At 38.5% G+C, this 16,264-nt stretch carries 15 protein-coding genes; 11 read left to right on the forward strand and 4 right to left on the reverse strand.

All coding sequences use genetic code 11. The features are described 5' to 3' along the window. Positions 1–55: 55 nt before the first annotated feature. Positions 56–958 carry a hypothetical protein gene (locus IPP61_03435; GenBank protein ID MBL0324226.1) on the reverse strand — a complete coding sequence of 301 codons (903 nt, stop codon included), beginning with the start codon at positions 956–958 and terminating at the stop codon, positions 56–58. A 61-nt stretch (positions 959–1,019) separates the two neighbouring features. Beyond that, on the reverse strand, positions 1,020–2,054 hold the full coding sequence (gene hemH, locus IPP61_03440) for a ferrochelatase (GenBank protein ID MBL0324227.1): 1,035 nt from the start codon (positions 2,052–2,054) through the stop codon (positions 1,020–1,022). A 208-nt stretch (positions 2,055–2,262) separates the two neighbouring features. Here hemH and IPP61_03445 point away from each other — a divergent pair, with 208 nt between their 5' ends. Beyond that, on the forward strand, positions 2,263–2,421 hold the full coding sequence (locus IPP61_03445; GenBank protein ID MBL0324228.1) for a hypothetical protein: 159 nt from the start codon (positions 2,263–2,265) through the stop codon (positions 2,419–2,421). Between the two features lie 54 nt (positions 2,422–2,475). Here IPP61_03445 and IPP61_03450 read toward each other — a convergent pair whose 3' ends face one another. Then, positions 2,476–4,368, reverse strand: coding sequence for an amidophosphoribosyltransferase (locus IPP61_03450; protein ID MBL0324229.1), 1,893 nt, complete (start codon positions 4,366–4,368; stop codon positions 2,476–2,478). A 297-nt stretch (positions 4,369–4,665) separates the two neighbouring features. On the opposite strand from IPP61_03450, the gene IPP61_03455 reads away from it, so the two are divergent. The 10 genes from IPP61_03455 to IPP61_03500 all read left to right on the forward strand — a co-directional run bounded on the left by IPP61_03455 (position 4,666) and on the right by IPP61_03500 (position 15,483). Beyond that, the gene (locus IPP61_03455) at positions 4,666–5,070 is read left to right on the forward strand and encodes a hypothetical protein (GenBank protein ID MBL0324230.1); all 405 of its coding nucleotides are present in this window, start codon (positions 4,666–4,668) and stop codon (positions 5,068–5,070) included. A gap of 60 nt (positions 5,071–5,130) precedes the next feature. Further along, the gene (locus IPP61_03460; protein MBL0324231.1) at positions 5,131–5,604 is read left to right on the forward strand and encodes a group 1 truncated hemoglobin; all 474 of its coding nucleotides are present in this window, start codon (positions 5,131–5,133) and stop codon (positions 5,602–5,604) included. A gap of 291 nt (positions 5,605–5,895) precedes the next feature. Then, entirely contained in the window at positions 5,896–7,695 is a 1,800-nt protein-coding gene (locus IPP61_03465) for a hypothetical protein (protein MBL0324232.1), read from the forward strand. A 232-nt stretch (positions 7,696–7,927) separates the two neighbouring features. Further along, the gene (locus tag IPP61_03470) at positions 7,928–8,374 is read left to right on the forward strand and encodes a cytochrome c (GenBank protein ID MBL0324233.1); all 447 of its coding nucleotides are present in this window, start codon (positions 7,928–7,930) and stop codon (positions 8,372–8,374) included. 5 nt (positions 8,375–8,379) lie between these two features. Next, positions 8,380–9,714: a cbb3-type cytochrome c oxidase subunit I gene (locus IPP61_03475; protein ID MBL0324234.1), complete on the forward strand. Its 1,335-nt coding sequence runs from the start codon at positions 8,380–8,382 to the stop codon at positions 9,712–9,714. Positions 9,715–9,821: 107 nt separating this feature from the next. After that, a complete protein-coding gene (locus tag IPP61_03480) occupies positions 9,822–10,601 on the forward strand; it encodes a CbbQ/NirQ/NorQ/GpvN family protein (protein ID MBL0324235.1) in 780 nt (259 codons plus the stop codon). After that, positions 10,601–12,355, forward strand: coding sequence for a VWA domain-containing protein (locus IPP61_03485; protein ID MBL0324236.1), 1,755 nt, complete (start codon positions 10,601–10,603; stop codon positions 12,353–12,355). The genes IPP61_03480 and IPP61_03485 overlap by 1 nt, the downstream gene beginning before the upstream one ends. 3 nt (positions 12,356–12,358) lie before the next feature. Beyond that, on the forward strand, positions 12,359–12,922 hold the full coding sequence (locus IPP61_03490; protein ID MBL0324237.1) for a cytochrome c oxidase subunit 3: 564 nt from the start codon (positions 12,359–12,361) through the stop codon (positions 12,920–12,922). Further along, on the forward strand, positions 12,919–13,140 hold the full coding sequence (locus IPP61_03495; protein MBL0324238.1) for a hypothetical protein: 222 nt from the start codon (positions 12,919–12,921) through the stop codon (positions 13,138–13,140). Before IPP61_03490 ends, IPP61_03495 begins: the two co-directional genes overlap by 4 nt. 78 nt (positions 13,141–13,218) lie before the next feature. Continuing rightward, a complete protein-coding gene (locus IPP61_03500; GenBank protein MBL0324239.1) occupies positions 13,219–15,483 on the forward strand; it encodes a cbb3-type cytochrome c oxidase subunit I in 2,265 nt (754 codons plus the stop codon). 2 nt (positions 15,484–15,485) lie between these two features. On the opposite strand, the gene IPP61_03505 is transcribed toward IPP61_03500, so the two are convergent. Then, a complete protein-coding gene (locus IPP61_03505) occupies positions 15,486–16,100 on the reverse strand; it encodes a class I SAM-dependent methyltransferase (protein ID MBL0324240.1) in 615 nt (204 codons plus the stop codon). Between the last annotated feature and the right edge of the window lie 164 nt (positions 16,101–16,264).

Genomic DNA, 16,264 nt, shown 5'->3' on the forward strand with positions numbered 1-16,264 from the left:
GATATAAGGTCACATTTGATATAATTTATCCGTTTAGCAGAATTAGTTTTAAAATTTACTTTTTCGAATAATAATACAATTTCGGAATTTCGGTTTGCGAACTCCGCTCCGACATCGTAAAATATCCCTTTACACCGGCATCCCAACATATAGCCTCACCCTGCGGCTCTGATACATAGGGGGCTCCTACATCTCTGGCCCTGGCTAGAGTTTGAAAAATAGACTCTCCTGAACGGGTTCTCCAATAAAAAACAGCAAAATAAGTTTTTAATAAAATCTCTTTGCCGTCTGCCGAAATATCGCCACCGGTTATTCCCCAAATCGGGATTGAACCCATAAATTCAGCTTCTTTTACACTTTCTAATGACTGAGGATATGCTAACCTAAATATTTTTTCATTAAATTCTCCTTTTGTGACAATATAAATATCCTTAGTCTTGGGATCAATTAAAATGGTTTCTGAGTCGTAGGAAGTATTATTTGGATAGGTAAACCTAATAATTTCCACACTATTTATATTATTGGCATTTTGAGTAGGCTCTTCGAATCTGTAAATTTGATATTCTTTGTAAATTTTAACATTGTCTCCAACATCTGGTGCATAAACATAACTTACACCGGTTTTTGGCCCGGGTCCGACCGCCAGATCTTCCCAGTCTCGGTTAGTTCCGGCCACGGGAATAAATTTTTGGTAAATTCCCTTATCAGAAATAAGGTGAATACCTGCCTGAGCCTCAGAATCTTCAATCAGCCAGAGATACCCCGGATTTTTTTGAGAAGCAGCCATACCGGAGACTTCATTCAGAATTTCAGTAGAAGGCAATATTGTAACCGGACTATCATTAAATTTCGCTACGCTATCTTTGACAACGGGCTTTGGATCATCTCCTCCATCTCCAAACAAAAAACAAGCGTTTAGTCCAAAACTCAACGCCACAAACAACAAAGCTCTTTTCAAAATTCCGATTTTTTTATTTCACAACGCAAAAACTATCCCAATTAGTCCGTAAAAATAATAATTAATTTTTGGCTTTGTTTTCTAAAACCAGGTCATGAAGTAATTCTATCCAAACATTCTGATCATTGAGACTCGGAACCAAATCCCATTTTTGACCGCCATGTTCTTCAAAAAGCTCACGATACTCTTCTCCTACTTCGATGGTAGTTTCGAGACAATCGGAAACAAATGCCGGCGAAAACGCAAGCACACTTTTAATTCCTTTTCCTGCTAATTCTTTTACCAAATCTTCACTGTAAGGCTTAATCCAGGGATCACGGCCCAATCTGGATTGAAAACTGGTAGTATAGGTACCTTCCTTTAAACCCAGCGAAGTTACCAACAAACGGGTGGTAGCAAAACACTGAGCACGGTAACAAAATTGATTTTTCTCGTTAATTTCAGCACAACATTCGCCCAATTTACAAACACCATAATCATCTCCTTTTCTGATCTGACGCTCAGGCAATCCGTGATAACTAAACACAAAATGCTCATAATTGTGATTGGCCATCATTTCACGGGCATTATTTACAAAACCCTGAAAAAATTTTGGGTATTGGTAGAAATAATTGACAAATTTTAACTGGGGAATTATCTGCCATTTCAACATTAATTCCATCACTTTCTGATATACCGAACCACTGGTTGCGGAAGCATATTGCGGAAAAAGTGGAATAACTATCAGTTCAGTAATTCCGGAAGTCTTAAATTCCGACAATTTTTCTTCAATTGAAGGGCTCTGATATCTCATCGCGATTTTTACGATATAATCTTCTCCCAATTTTTCCTGAAGCTGTTTCTGATTTGACAGACCGAATATTTTTAATGGCGAGCCTTCCTTTGTCCATAGTTTTTTATAAATCTTTGCTGATTTTGGAGCTCTGAAAGGTGCAATTATGAAGTTTACCAATAAAAACCTGGCAATATTCGAAATATCGATCACTCTGCCATCCATCAAAAACTCCCTCAGATATTTTCGTACATCAGGCACTTTCGGGGAATCAGGGGTACCCAGATTTACCAATAAAACTCCTGTCTTCTTATTTTTTACCACTTTTCTTTAATTATTTTTATAAATTTTTCCGTAAAATAAATATTCAGAAATTTTTTAGCGAAAATTCACAAAAAACTGTAATTTGTCATATTATTTATAACAAAAATCCTTAAAATTTACATTTCAAATCTTCCGGATTACCGCTTTTCTTTTTTAGATTAGAAATACCGGAAGTTTTATTTTTCTAAAAACCAAAACTTTATCAATAATGGCAACTTCAGTTTCAACTCATGAAAACATTGGTAATCAAATTATTAGTATCAAAGATTGCCTAAGAATTATTGGTATCGAAGAGATCGCCAACAATGTCTATGCTCTGCCTCATTTTGTGAAAGAGAAATCGTTAAAAAAGGCAAATAAGAAATAATTTCTTACTTGCCTTAAAACCATATTTTCTTAACAGTAATATTTCCGATTTTGTTTAATATGCTCTTACGGTTTTACCTTCCATAAAATTGATAAAAGCCGTGTTCACTACTTTATTCCCTCCCGGAGTTGGATAGTTTCCAGTGAAATACCAATCTCCAAGATGTTTTTGACAAGCTTTATTTAAGTTTTCTACTGTCTGATATACCACTGAAACCTCGGCATTAAGTCCTTCCGGCTTCACTATTTCGGCAATTTTATCAGAAATATCCTGATCACTGAAAGGTTCGAAGAGTGTCTTAACGAGATTCTGTTCACTCAACCGGCCTTCTGTTCTTAAAGCCAGTGCTTTTCGATAGACCTCTTCCTTTTTAAACTCCAATCCACGGTCTTTTAAGAGTCCTAGCATAGCTCTGAAAGCTACAAATTCTTTAACTTTAGACATATCTATGCCATAGCAATCAGGGTAGCGGATTTGCGGTGCCGACGAAACTATCAGGATTTTCTTTGGCCCCAATCGATCTAACAAAGTCAAAATACTCTTTTCAAGGGTTGTACCCCTTACTATGGAATCATCTATTACCACCAGTGTATCAACTTTTTTCCTGATAACACCGTGCGTCATTTCATATACATGCGTGACCATGTCGGAGCGGTCGTCGTCATTGGTGATGAATGTCCGGATTTTAACGTCTTTCGACACTAATTTTTCAAATCTTGGCTTAAAATCCAGAAGTTTGTCGAGTTCTTCTTCAGATAAATTTCCGGATTTGATTTTACTTTTTCTCCATTGAGCCAGATAGTCTTCTATGCCCTCAACCATGCCGTAAAAGGCAGCCTCGGCGGTATTAGGAATATACGAAAAAACTGTGTTTTCCAAATCATAATCTACTTCCTTCAAAATCTGAGGTATCAAAAGCCTTCCAAGAGTTTTTCTTTCCTGATAAATATCCGGATCTGAGCCTCTCGAAAAATATATACGCTCAAAGCTGCAGGAAAGTTTTTGAGTGGGTGGCATAATATTAAATTCGCCAAACTCCCCATGCTTGTCAATGATAAGAGCGTTGCCAGGTGTAAGCTCCTTAATATCAATATAATCAGCTCCAAAAGCCGCTTTAATGGGTGGCCTTTCAGAAGCTACTACTATCACCTCATCATTTGACCAATAATATGCCGGCCTGATTCCTGCCGGGTCTCTCACAACAAATGAAGCCCCGAAACCCGTAATGCCGGCCAGTGCATAGCCTCCATCAAAATCACGACATGCTCTATGCAATACACGCTGAAGATCCATATTGTCTTCAATGATATCGCTTAAAGCCGGATTTTCGTAAATACCTTTAAACCTCTCAAAAACCCGCTGATTTTCTTCATCAAGAAAATGCCCGATTTTTTCTAAAACAGTAATCGTATCGCCCAGGTCTTTTGGATGTTGACCCAATTTCACCAATTTTCCAAAAAGCTCATCGGCATTGGTCATATTGAAGTTGCCCGCACAAACCAGATTACGGCTACGCCAGTTGCTTTGACGAAGCAAGGGATGGCAATTTTCAATCTCATTTTTACCATGAGTACCATATCGAAGATGACCCAACCACACTTCACCCGAAAACGCCACATTTTTTTGTAACCAATCGGCATCCTTCAGTTTCTGAGGGTCGGTTTTCTTTACTTCAATATATTTTTCATTGATTTTTTTGAAAATATCAACCACCGCTCTGTTTTCTACAGACCTGTACCGGCTTATGTACCGGCTTCCGGGTGGCACTTCAATTTTCACATTGGCAACACCGGCACCATCCTGGCCACGGTTGATTTGCTTTTCCATCAACACATAGAGGCGGTTGATAGCATAGAGGGGCGTTCCGTACTTCGCGATGTAATAATCGAGAGGTTTTCTTAGTCGAATGAGGGCAATGCCACATTCGTGTTTGATAGCGTCACTCATATTTGATTTGAGAGGTATGCAGACCTGAAATTCTGCATTTTATTTTTTAGAATACAAAAATCGGCATATTAAAATTCCATTCCAAAAGATTGAATTATTTTTTCAAATTTAAAAAAAATCTCCCGCCCGAAATCCAAAACACCAAAACTTTCGTAAGTGCATGGGAAGCCGAACCAGAGAGTATTTCTTACAAAATATTCCTCTTTTTACCCGGTATTCTGAAAAAATAATTGATACAAATTTTTCGGATTTTAAAAAAAATTAAACCGAAGATTTGAAATAAACGATTGGAATTTTATGAAAAAACTAATTAAAATCAGCGTTTTCTCCTTAACAGGAATTTTTGTAGCCTTTTTGGTTTATGCCAATGCCGAATCCAAGCCCATGCATGCCTACGCACCCAAAACCGGAATTCTATTTTATGAATTGGAGACTGATCAGGCAGAAGCTTTCTCTCTGGAAACAAAAATCGAAAAAATGAAAGGAGTAACTGCTTGCTCGTATTCTCCTGAAACCAATAGGATGAGTATTCTTTTTAATCCTGAAAACTGTACAGAAGAACAGTTAAATAGTTTAATCAAAAAAGAAAATATAAAATATAAATCTCCTGAAATTCAGGGTGAATCAGGCCCCGAATGCCCGATTCCGCATGGATATATCCAGAAGTTTGAGCAGTTAAAATATGCCCTCAACTTCAGATAATTTTTACCAGCGTATTGTAAAAAACTGTTTAACAAAATCAAATCGTAAATTTTATTCAAAATGAAAAAGCTAAAAATCAGTGTTTTAATGGCGGCGTTTGTATTGTCTTTATCAGCTTGCCAGAAAGAAGAAGAAATGACTACTCCGACCTTGTATGATCGCCTCGGAGGTGTGAATGCCATTTCGGCAGTAGTAGATGAATTTATCGGAAGAGTGGCCGTAAACCCCGATATGGTAAGAACATTTAAGCCACTGCTTGATGATGTAACCAAAAACGGTGCAAGTTCGGCCAGACTGGCGAGTTTAAGAAACAACCTCATCGACCAGATTGGCGAAGCCGCCGGAGGACCTCAAAAATACAAAGGGAAAGACATGGTTACCGCCCACAAAGGCATGATGATTACTGAAAAGGAGTTTAATTCACTGGCGGGTGATTTATCGGGGGCATTAGACAAATTTAATGTTCCGGCAACTGAGAAAGGTGAATTGTTGACAGTCATAGGTAGCCTGAAACCTCAAATTGTAGGACAGTAATGGTTATTTTGGGATAAATGTAAGTAGTTTAGCAAAACGAAACACTCCTGATTATTTTTGGGAGTGTTTTTTTTATTTATGCATAATTAATGTCACGAATCCTCTAAAAATGACCCTTATAAAATAAAACCTAATAAATATCATAAATTAAGGACCCCTTCGGAGCTAATTTTAGAAATTATTCCGTTGTTATGTATATTTACGGAATTGTTTTGTTGATTTAAACCAAAAAAGTATCCTTTAACCCACTTCGGTGGGCAATGATTGGAAATTGCCAAACTTCATTTTTTTATGCTAGCTCATTCATTTCATATACCGGTCATGGGACTCGGCTACACCATTGACACTCCTGCAAGAGTTGCAAGATATGGTATCAGTTCAGTAGTCTCTATCGTCGAAGACAACCTCATCGAAAAAATGAGGAAGTTTTATTCTGAAAAAATTGGTGTTAATTACAAAGAGATCACTCTCAAAGACGAAGATTATCGTGCCCGCAGGATTACGGAATACCTCAATCTCATCAAGAAAATTGTTGATGAGCAATTTGACTCCTTAAAAAAAGAAGCTTTCGAAATTGGTACCGAAATTCATAAATATTTCGATTTACTTCCTGATACCGCTGAGCTTAAGAAAATGTACCATGATTTTCTGACAGCAGTTGGACAAGAAAAAGACAGAATAGAAAAGCAAATCAGAGAATCTCTGGTAAAAGGCTCAATAGATGTCAACATCATGACTAAGCTTGATAAGTTTAATTATGATAAAAACGGAGAGCAATTGCCGCCCGAATTCTGTGACGCTATGGCTGCACTGCGTGGATTTGCCAACTCTGACCTTGAATCTGGCATTGTGTTTTCGGCTGGTTTGAACCCAAGGCTATTTAGCTATTGTGCATCATTCTCAGACTTTTTCCCTAATGCCGAAGGTAAAATAAAAAAACAAATCATCCTGAAAGTAAGCGACTATCGCTCAGCTTTGATTCAGGGTAAGTTTTTGGCCAAAAAAGGACTTTGGGTTTCTGAGTTCAGAGTAGAATCAGGCCTCAACTGCGGTGGCCATGCTTTTGCCTCAGGTGGCTCATTGGTAGGTCCTATTCTTGAAGATTTCAAGAACAAAAGAGAAGAACTTCGTGCCGAATTACAGCAAATGTGCCAAAAGACCTGGACTGAAATGGGAATAGCAGAAACTAATCCTGAGCTAAAAATTACCGTTCAGGGGGGTGTCGGTACTGCACATGAGCACGAATTTTTGCTAGACTTTTATAAAGTTGACAGTGTTGGCTGGGGTAGCCCGTTTTTGATGGTACCCGAAGCCGTAAGTATTGATGATGACTCAATGAACCTGCTCATCAACGCCAAAAAAGATGATTATTTCTTAAGCGATGCCTCGCCATTGGGTGTACCATTTAACAATGTAAAAAATACCAGCTCGGTGGCTTTGATCAATAGAAATATTGAGAAAAACCGCCCGGGATCGGCATGTTACAAGAAATTTTTGCAGTTTAATACTGAGTTTACGAAAATTCCGATATGTACAGCTTCCAGAGAATATCAAAACAATAAAATCAAACAGATGGCATTGCCGGAAACTCCTCAGAAGGAGATAGAAAGGGGCAATGAAATAATAAAAGTGAAAGAATGTCTTTGTGAAGGCCTGGCATCTTCTGCTTTACTTAGCCATGGTATCATGCCTGACCGTAATCTCGATGCGGTATCGCTCTGTCCGGGTCCAAACCTGGCTTATTTTTCGGGTAGGTTTTCATTAAAAGAAATGATTGGCCATATCTATGGTCATAATAATTTACTCAACCAGGCTGTTCACAGACCGCATGTGTTTGTAAACGAAATCGAATTGAATATCAAATATTTGAAAAATCATATTCAGAAGTTTACCGAGGAAACCATTGAGCAGAAAAATAAATTTGTGGATGGTTATAAATCAACTTTAAACGAAGGAATAGCCTACTACAAAAATCTGTTGAATTCCATTAAAAACGAATCAGTAGAATTTTTGGAAAACATGCAAAAAGATCTTTTCAGATTGGAAGAAGAAATTGCTGAAATAGCTGTGACTGAAGAAGTGATGGCTTAAGTTTCATAAAATAGATTAATAAAATCCCTTTTGATTATTTTCGAAAGGGATTTTTTATTTGAAATTATCCACAAATCTGCTATCGTTTTTATTTAAAAATCAAAACCTAATATTTGTCATTTTTTGAATTGGTAAATATCATATTTCATATATAAAGAATAAAAGACTTTTATGTCTTCTTTTATTAAACAAATATTATATGATTAAAGACCTTTTACCAATTCAATAAAAAATGTTATCAAAAAACCAAGCCCGACTGTTTTTCCTGGGAGGAACGATAGTCACATTTGCCATTTTCCTGGCACTCTCCTGGACAACCCTGAGTAAAGAAGTCCCTAAAAATACCCATTCTGAAAACATAAGCCCTGAAGTAGTAAGGGGAAAGGAAATATGGGAATCAAACAACTGTATGGGATGTCATTCCATTTTGGGAGAGGGAGCATATTACGCTCCGGAACTCACAAAAGTTGTAGATAGAAGGCCTCCGGAATATATCAAAGCTGTTTTAATGTCTGAAATCCCCTGGTCGCCAAGAGGTAGAAAAATGGTAGCATATAACCTTTCAGAAGCACAGGCCAATGATGTATTGGCATTCCTGACCTGGATTGGTAAAGTTGACCTTAATGGCTTCCCGGCGAAACCTCAATACGAAAAAACTAATAAAGTAGTAAACCCATAATCATCATGAAATATAAATCACAAAAAGTAGCCTATTGGTTTTTTGCACTATCAATGCTACTTCTCTCTCTCCAAATCGTTTACGGATTCATTATGGGTTTTGCCCACATGGGATATGACAACCTTCACAGTGTAATCCCTTTTAATACTGCCCGGGCCGTACATACCAATCTGTTAGTGGTTTGGCTGTTGTCGGGCTTCATGGGAGCTGCATATTATATTATCCCTGAGGAAGCTGAACATGAGCTGGTTTCTGTAAAATGGGCATACATTCAGTTAATCTCCTTTGCTATAGTTGGGGTGGTAGCTGTAATCGGTTATCACTTAAACTACTGGGAAGGTCGGAAGTTTCTGGAAATCCCCCGCCCACTTGACTGGCTAGTAGTTGTCAATGTTTTAACCTTTCTGGGTTTAATATTGGCTACATTATATAAAGGTAAAAAAAGAACAACCACCTCATTGGTTCTCACCATGGGACTGGTATTTGCCGCACTGTTGTATTTACCGGGTATGATATGGTTTGACAACCAAACCATGGATTCATTTTTCCGGTGGTGGGTTGTACATCTTTGGGTAGAGGGTGTGTGGGAGCTTATCATGGGTGGAATTCTTGCTTTCTTGTTGATAAAAATTACTGGAGTTGACCGGGAAGTTATCGAAAAATGGTTGTATGTAATTGTTGGACTTACATTCATTTCGGGAATATTAGGAACAGGACACCATTATTACTATATCGGTGCAGGAAAAATGTGGCTAATAATAGGAGGTATATTCTCAGCCCTTGAGCCTTTGGCATTTTTGGGAATGGCACTATTTGCAATAGCAATGTATAGAAAAGGTGAAAAAAGACATCCCAATAAAACGGCACTTAACTGGACACTTGGCACTGCCATTGTTTCATTTGTAGGAGCCGGTTTACTTGGCCTCGCTCATACTTTACCACAGGTCAATCTTTACACCCATGGCACACTGGTTACAGCCATGCATGGTCACCTGGCTTTCTGGGGAGCATATGCCATGATTGTCCTGGCTATTATAAGCTATGCCTTACCTAATCTTACAGGCAGAAAACTCTATGATACAACACACGGTCAACTGGCATTTTGGCTGAGTAACATAGGTATGCTGGGTATGACAGTGGCCTTTGGCGTAGCAGGTGTATCGCAGGTTTATATGGAACGCATCATAGGCATTGAGTTTGGCGAAGTACAACAGGAAATCCAGGTTCATTTTCTGATATTGGTATTATGTGCCACCATGTTTACAGCCGGAATATCTTATTATATATATGAATTCCTGAAATATGGCACTCCAAATGACGAAGCTTTAGTTTCTAATTGATTGTTTAATAAATTTTTTTAACAGCATTTGAGTCTAAAACTCAAAGGCCATCTTAATCACATTACCCGCAGAGTGTTTTCTGCGGGTAATTTTTCAAGAAAATACTAATGATTGCAAAAAGTCCTTATTATCTCCCGATTGATAAAGAAGAAGATGTGTTCAGGCATGCTTTTTCAAACAAAATTCCGATACTCCTGAAAGGACCAACAGGTACCGGTAAGTCAAGATTTATCGAGTATATGGCTCATAGTTTGAGCAAAGAACTGATTACGGTAAGTTGCCATGAAGAAACCTCCTCTACTGACCTTATAGGTAGATTTATCATAAAAGGCTCTGAAACCATCTGGATGGATGGCCCGCTTACAAAAGCCGTTAAAGAAGGTACTGTTTTGTATCTTGACGAAATCGCTGAAGCCCGACCTGATGTAATAGTAGCTATCCATTCTCTTACCGACCACCGAAGAGAATTATATATTGACAAACTAGGTCAAACTGTAAAAGCACACGAAGATTTTATGTTAGTTGCTTCCTTTAATCCCGGCTATCAGAGGGGTTTTAAAGAATTAAAACCTTCTACCCGACAAAGATTTGTGGCACTTACATTTGGCTACCCTGAAGCAAAAATTGAAACTGAGATCCTTAGGAATGAGACGGCTATTGATGAAGCCACAGCCACGAAACTTGTCAATATTGGAAACAAAATCAGAAACCTGACAGAATTGGGGCTTGCCGAAACTGTTTCGACCCGACTTTTAGTCGATGCAGCCAAACTTATACACTCAGGATTACCCAAAAGACTATCGGTAAAAGTAGCAGTAGTAGAACCCCTAAGCGATGAACCACAAGTAAATGAAGCTCTGACCGACCTTTGTAATCTGATGATCTGATGGAACTCGATGAGCTGATATACAGTAAAGTCCTGAGTTTTTTCAAAAAAGTCAGGAAAAACAAAGAAGAAGCCAATCCAAATTTGGTAAGGTTAGATATGATTTCGCCCAAACTTACGATTATTGCTCGTGCCATTACAGGAAAAGCCATTGAGATATTTCCGGCTGAAAGTGAAGGAGGCTATCGAAATAATAATTTCTTCTTACCTCAAAAGGTTTCGTTTTTTGAAAAATTTGAGATGAACCTTTCATTTTACTTTTTTAGGGTAATATACCTTTCTACCCAGCAAAAACTAGGCTTAAACTGGCAAACAAACCATAATGAAGAGCTGATGGCATCCAGAGAAAATGCCAGAGCGACATCTGGATTAGTTTTGAAAAAAATGTTTGAAGAATTTGAATTAACGCAGGCCCTTCACCAAAGTTTTTTGGGACACTTTAATTCCGCTGAGGAACCAGACCTAAGCTGGCTCTATGGCAAATGGATGAGGAACGACCCGGAAACCGAAACTGAAAAAAAACTTGAAAATTTTGGGGTAGAAACAAAGTCTGCCGACGACAAACAGGTTTTAACCACCATAAAAACCAGGGCTATTGAAGAAGTAATAAGCGTAGAAATTGACAAAAAACAGCAGGAAGATTATGTGCTCACACACAATTTTGAAAAAGTGGAAACCGCTGAAGAATTTGATGGCACCTGGCGTGATTTTGATGGGGATGATGAACTGGAAAAACATCAGGAAGCACTGGAAGAACTCAAAATGAAATATACTGTAAGAGTTGATGACATGGCTCATTCAGTATATCAGGCTGATTTTATAGAGAATACAACAGTATCTGAAAGTGCGGAAACCGACCATACAGGGTACCATTTGCTCTATGATGAATGGGATTTCAGCACGCGGAGATACAAAACCGACTTTTGTAAAGTATATCCTTTTACCCAATTAAAAACCGATAAAGAATACTATCACCAAACCCTGAAAAGCAAAGGAACAGTGCTCACAGGGCTCAGAAAAATGCTGGCCAATGTAAACAATAAAATGATGCAACACCGCAGGCAAAATCAGGGAGATGAGTTTGATATCGACGCAACTACCGACATGATAGTGGACATTTTCTCAAAAAAAACACCTTCCGAAAATATATATCTGGCCAACAGGAAAAAAGAAAAAGATATTTCAATTCTGCTTTTGCTGGATGTAAGCCTTTCGAGCGATTCTTATGCCGCCGGCAACAGGGTAATTGATGTAGAAAAACAGGTTTCAATACTTTTTGGCGAAATACTCAACGAATTTAACATTGATTTCTCGATAGATTGCTTTTACTCCAAAACACGTAACTACACTACCTATATTTCATTGAAAGACTTTGATGAAAGCTGGGATGCTTCAAAACATAGAATAGGAGCTGCTGAGCCTCAGGGATATACCCGAATAGGGGCAGCATTGAGACATTCAGGGCAATTATTGAAAAAAAGAAAAACCAAGAATAAATGGATCATCTTAATATCAGATGGAAAACCCAATGACTATGATAAATATGAGGGTAAATATGGCATTAATGATGTAAAACAAGCATTAAGAGAGCTTCATGAGCAGCAGATAAACTCCTATGCACTGGCCATTGAAGCACAGGCCAAATACTATCTGCCACAAATGTTTGGACAAAACCACTACCAGATTCTCACGACGCCGGAAGAATTGCTGGAATCATTGATTTTGTTATTCGAAAAAATAAAATATAAAAGCTAAAATATGGAAAAGGTGAAATATGACATTTTTAACCCTCCCGGTGGATTGTTGATATGGATAGTGATAGTACTGGAGTTGCTTACATTTGGGATAGCCCTGCTGGTAATGCAAAATTTCGAACTTGCAGAGCCACAGATTTTTGCCGAAAGCCGACAACACCTGAGTTCACGCCTGGGAACGCTCAACACTGTAATTCTATTGACCAGTGGTCTCTTTGTGGTTTTGAGCCTCAATAATTATAAAATACTGAAGCACAGCACTGCAAGGATACAATTAAATTTTTCCGTGATTTTGGGTCTGGTGTTTTTAATCGTAAAATTTACCGAATATCAATTAAAGTTGAGCAGTGGCATTACTTTAAGTACAAATACCTTTTTCACATTTTACTTTCTGATTACCGGATTTCATGCGGTGCATGTGGCATTAGGTATTCTGATTTTTGTGATTTTCATCCAAAAAATAAAAAGTCAAAAGCTAAAACCCGAAGACTTTGAGGCCGGGGCCGCTTTCTGGCACATGTGTGACCTGATTTGGTTAATTATTTTTCCCTTTATTTATCTGAAATGAAACCAATTATAGCATATACCCTACTCCTATTTCTGACTGTGAATGCAGCCATATTATCTCATTTCAAGTTGCCATTCCAGTTTATTTTGCCTCTGTTTTTGGCAAAATTTCTCATTGTATTTTGGATATTTATGGAAATGAAGCACAGCCATGCCTTTTGGAAAGCAGCCGCTATATTTTATGCAATTATCATAGGAGTAAGCTTTTGGCTTTTCTGACTTCATTCTTATCCAACCTTTTTAAAGCAAATCAATTATTCAGAACTATAAAATGATAAACCTTAACGAAAACTAACAATGAAAAAAAGTATCGATTATCTGATGGAAACCAAAAACTGGAGTAAGCCACTCTGGTTTATCCTCATTATTAGCATTTTGGGAGTGGGTATGATTGGTTTCCAAACCTATACCGACGCCCCGCCGATGTCCGGCTTTAAAGATGAAACCGGAAAGATCATCATCAGTCAGGAAGATATAGAACATGGACAGGAAGTATTTCATAAATATGCTTTGATGGAATACGGAAGCTTTCTTGGTGATGGAGCCCAACGTGGCCCCGATTTTTCGGCAGAAGCCTTGCACCAGATAAATCTTGCTATGATTGAGTACTATACCAACCAAAGTAAAACAAAAGGACAAAACCCGGAAATATATGGCATATTAGAAAATGTAAAACGGGAACTAAAAGTCAACAGGTTTGATAAGGAAGATGAAAAAGTGACGCTTAGCATGGCTCAGACCTATGCATTTGAACAACTCATTGGTTTTTACGAAAAACGGTTTCTTACTTCTTCCCAGGAAAATCATAAAAGCTTAAAAAATTACATCAAAGACAAGACAGAAATCAAAAACCTGAGTGCATTCTTTTATTGGGGTGCCTGGGTGTGCGTAGCCCAGAGGCCCGGTTCCGACTTTAGTTACACGCATAACTGGCCCTATGATCCACAGGCAGGCAATACCCCTACTTCGCCCGTTATACTCTGGAGTGTACTGGGCTTACTGGCATTTGTTCTTGCTTGTGGCATAGTGCTGTACTACATCGGTCAATACAATCAGTTGCCCAATAAGTTTTTTAAGCCCGCTGTTAATCAATTGTTTTCTATCGACAGAGTCGCTGATTATCAACCTTCCGCTACTCAAAAAGCCACATTTAAGTTTTTTTGGGTGGCTATACTGTTGTTTTTTATTCAGGTAAGCAGTGGTCTGGTGACCATCAATGACTTCACCAACTGGCTGGGATATCTTGGAATCGACATCTCATCTGTACCGGTAACCATACCCCGAAGCTGGCATTTGATGCTTTCACTTTACTGGATATCTACTTGCTGGATAGCCTCTTCTATTTTTATTCTTCCTTTATTATCTAAAAAAGAAATTGCAGGGCAACTGCCAATGATAAACACGCTTTTTGTACTACTTTTTATTTTGGTGGTTGGCTCACTGGCAGGCATGATTATGGGCCCGCTGGGCATCCTCGGCAAATGGTGGTATTGGCTGGGGCATCAGGGCTGGGAGTTTGTTGATTTAGGCAAAATCTATCAGGTGCTATTAATGATCATTTTTATTCTGTGGGCGGTAATTATTTATAGAGGTATAAAGCCCGCACTGGTCAAAAATGAATCCTGGAATCTTCCCAACTGGATTCTTTACTCCGTGATTGGTATTCCATTGCTATTTATCTCAGGATTTGTGGCCAAACCTGAGACCAATTTCGTGATTGCAGACTTTTGGAGGTGGATGGTGATTCACATGTGGGTAGAAGCATTTTTTGAAGTATTTATCACCGTGATCGTTAGCTATCTGATGGTATTGATGGGGCTGGTAAGCAAGCAGGCTGCTATCAGAGTGGTGTATTTTGCTACAATTTTATTTCTTGGAACCGGTCTTCTGGGTATTTCTCATAATTTTTACTGGAACGCCAAACCTGTAGCCACCATGGCTTTGGGTAGTGTATTTTCTACTTTGCAGTTTGTACCCCTGATACTCCTTACAGTCGAAGCCTGGAGGTTTAAGAATATGCCAAAATTTGCTGTGGGTGATGTGGAGTACAATCAACTTTCAGGTTTTGGTTTTCCTGAAGTTTTCAAATATCTGGTGGCGGTCAATTTTTGGAATTTCTTCGGAGCGGGTGTGATGGGAATTATCATCAATCTGCCAATCATGAACTATTTCGAGCATGGTACCTATCTTACTGTCAATCATGCTCATGCGGCTTTGATGGGTGTTTATGGCAATATTTCGGTAGCCGCCTGTCTTTTTGCTTCAAAACTTATTCTAAAACCTGAAAAATGGAATGATAAACTTATGAACACCGTGTTTTGGTCAATTAATGCCGGGCTTATGCTGATGGTAATCCTTGATTTGTTTCCGGCGGGTTCATTGCAATTTAAAGCCGTAGTGGAGAAAGGCCTGTGGTATGGTCGTTCAGCAGAATTTATCGATCAGGGTATATTCCATCAACTCACCTGGCTCAGAGGTGTGGGGGCTATGGTGTTTTTCCTTGGTGGGGTAAGCCCGCTCACCTGGTTTATGGTGACCCGCATCAGAGGGTTGAAAAAATAAAATCAGTTTTTTCTAAAACTACAAAAAATGAAGTTTTGAGTAGTGTCAAATGGCGTTTCATGAGTTTCTTCTATACATTTGATTCTCTCAAAACTTCTCTCAAATCTCACCGACATAGAGGCCTCCGAGTATTGTTTGATTTCCAGACCGCTGCATTTTGTCGGGCCTGACTCTGAAAAAGTACCCAATACCAGATATCCATCTGCACTAATGCCCTGCTCGGCTATGCTTACGTATTTGTTGATTCGGGCATCGGTGGTAAGGAAGTGAAAAGCCGCCCTATCATGCCAAAAGTCAAATTTTACAGGAGGCACAAAATCTATCACATCAGATACGATCCAATTTACCCGGTTTGCCTTTTCTCCCAGTCGCAGCTTTGCCCTTTCCAGAGCCATTGCTGAAATATCAAGTACATAAATGTTTTGATAACCCTTTTCAAGCATCACATCGACCAGATAGCTGTCGCCTCCGCCAATATCAATGATATGGGCATCGAGGGGTAAATTAAATAGTTCGAGAAATTCGACTGAGGTTTTGGGATAGGGCTGAAACCAGCTTACTTCGTTTTCGGCCTTGGTAGAGAACACATTTTCCCAATGCTGTCGGGTATCGGTCATATTTAAGGTTTTTATATTTGGAACAACATATCTTTGGGTATTTTGATTCTATTATTTTGGAGAAACTTAATACAATAAAACAATCTAGATATTTCATTTTTTGTATTCCAAACCTTAAAATGCATTGGTCAAAATTTAACATTCAAGTTAAAATAGAATTAAGA

Source organism: Cytophagaceae bacterium (genome assembly GCA_016722655.1).
In the GTDB taxonomy this organism is placed as follows: domain Bacteria; phylum Bacteroidota; class Bacteroidia; order Cytophagales; family Spirosomataceae; genus Leadbetterella.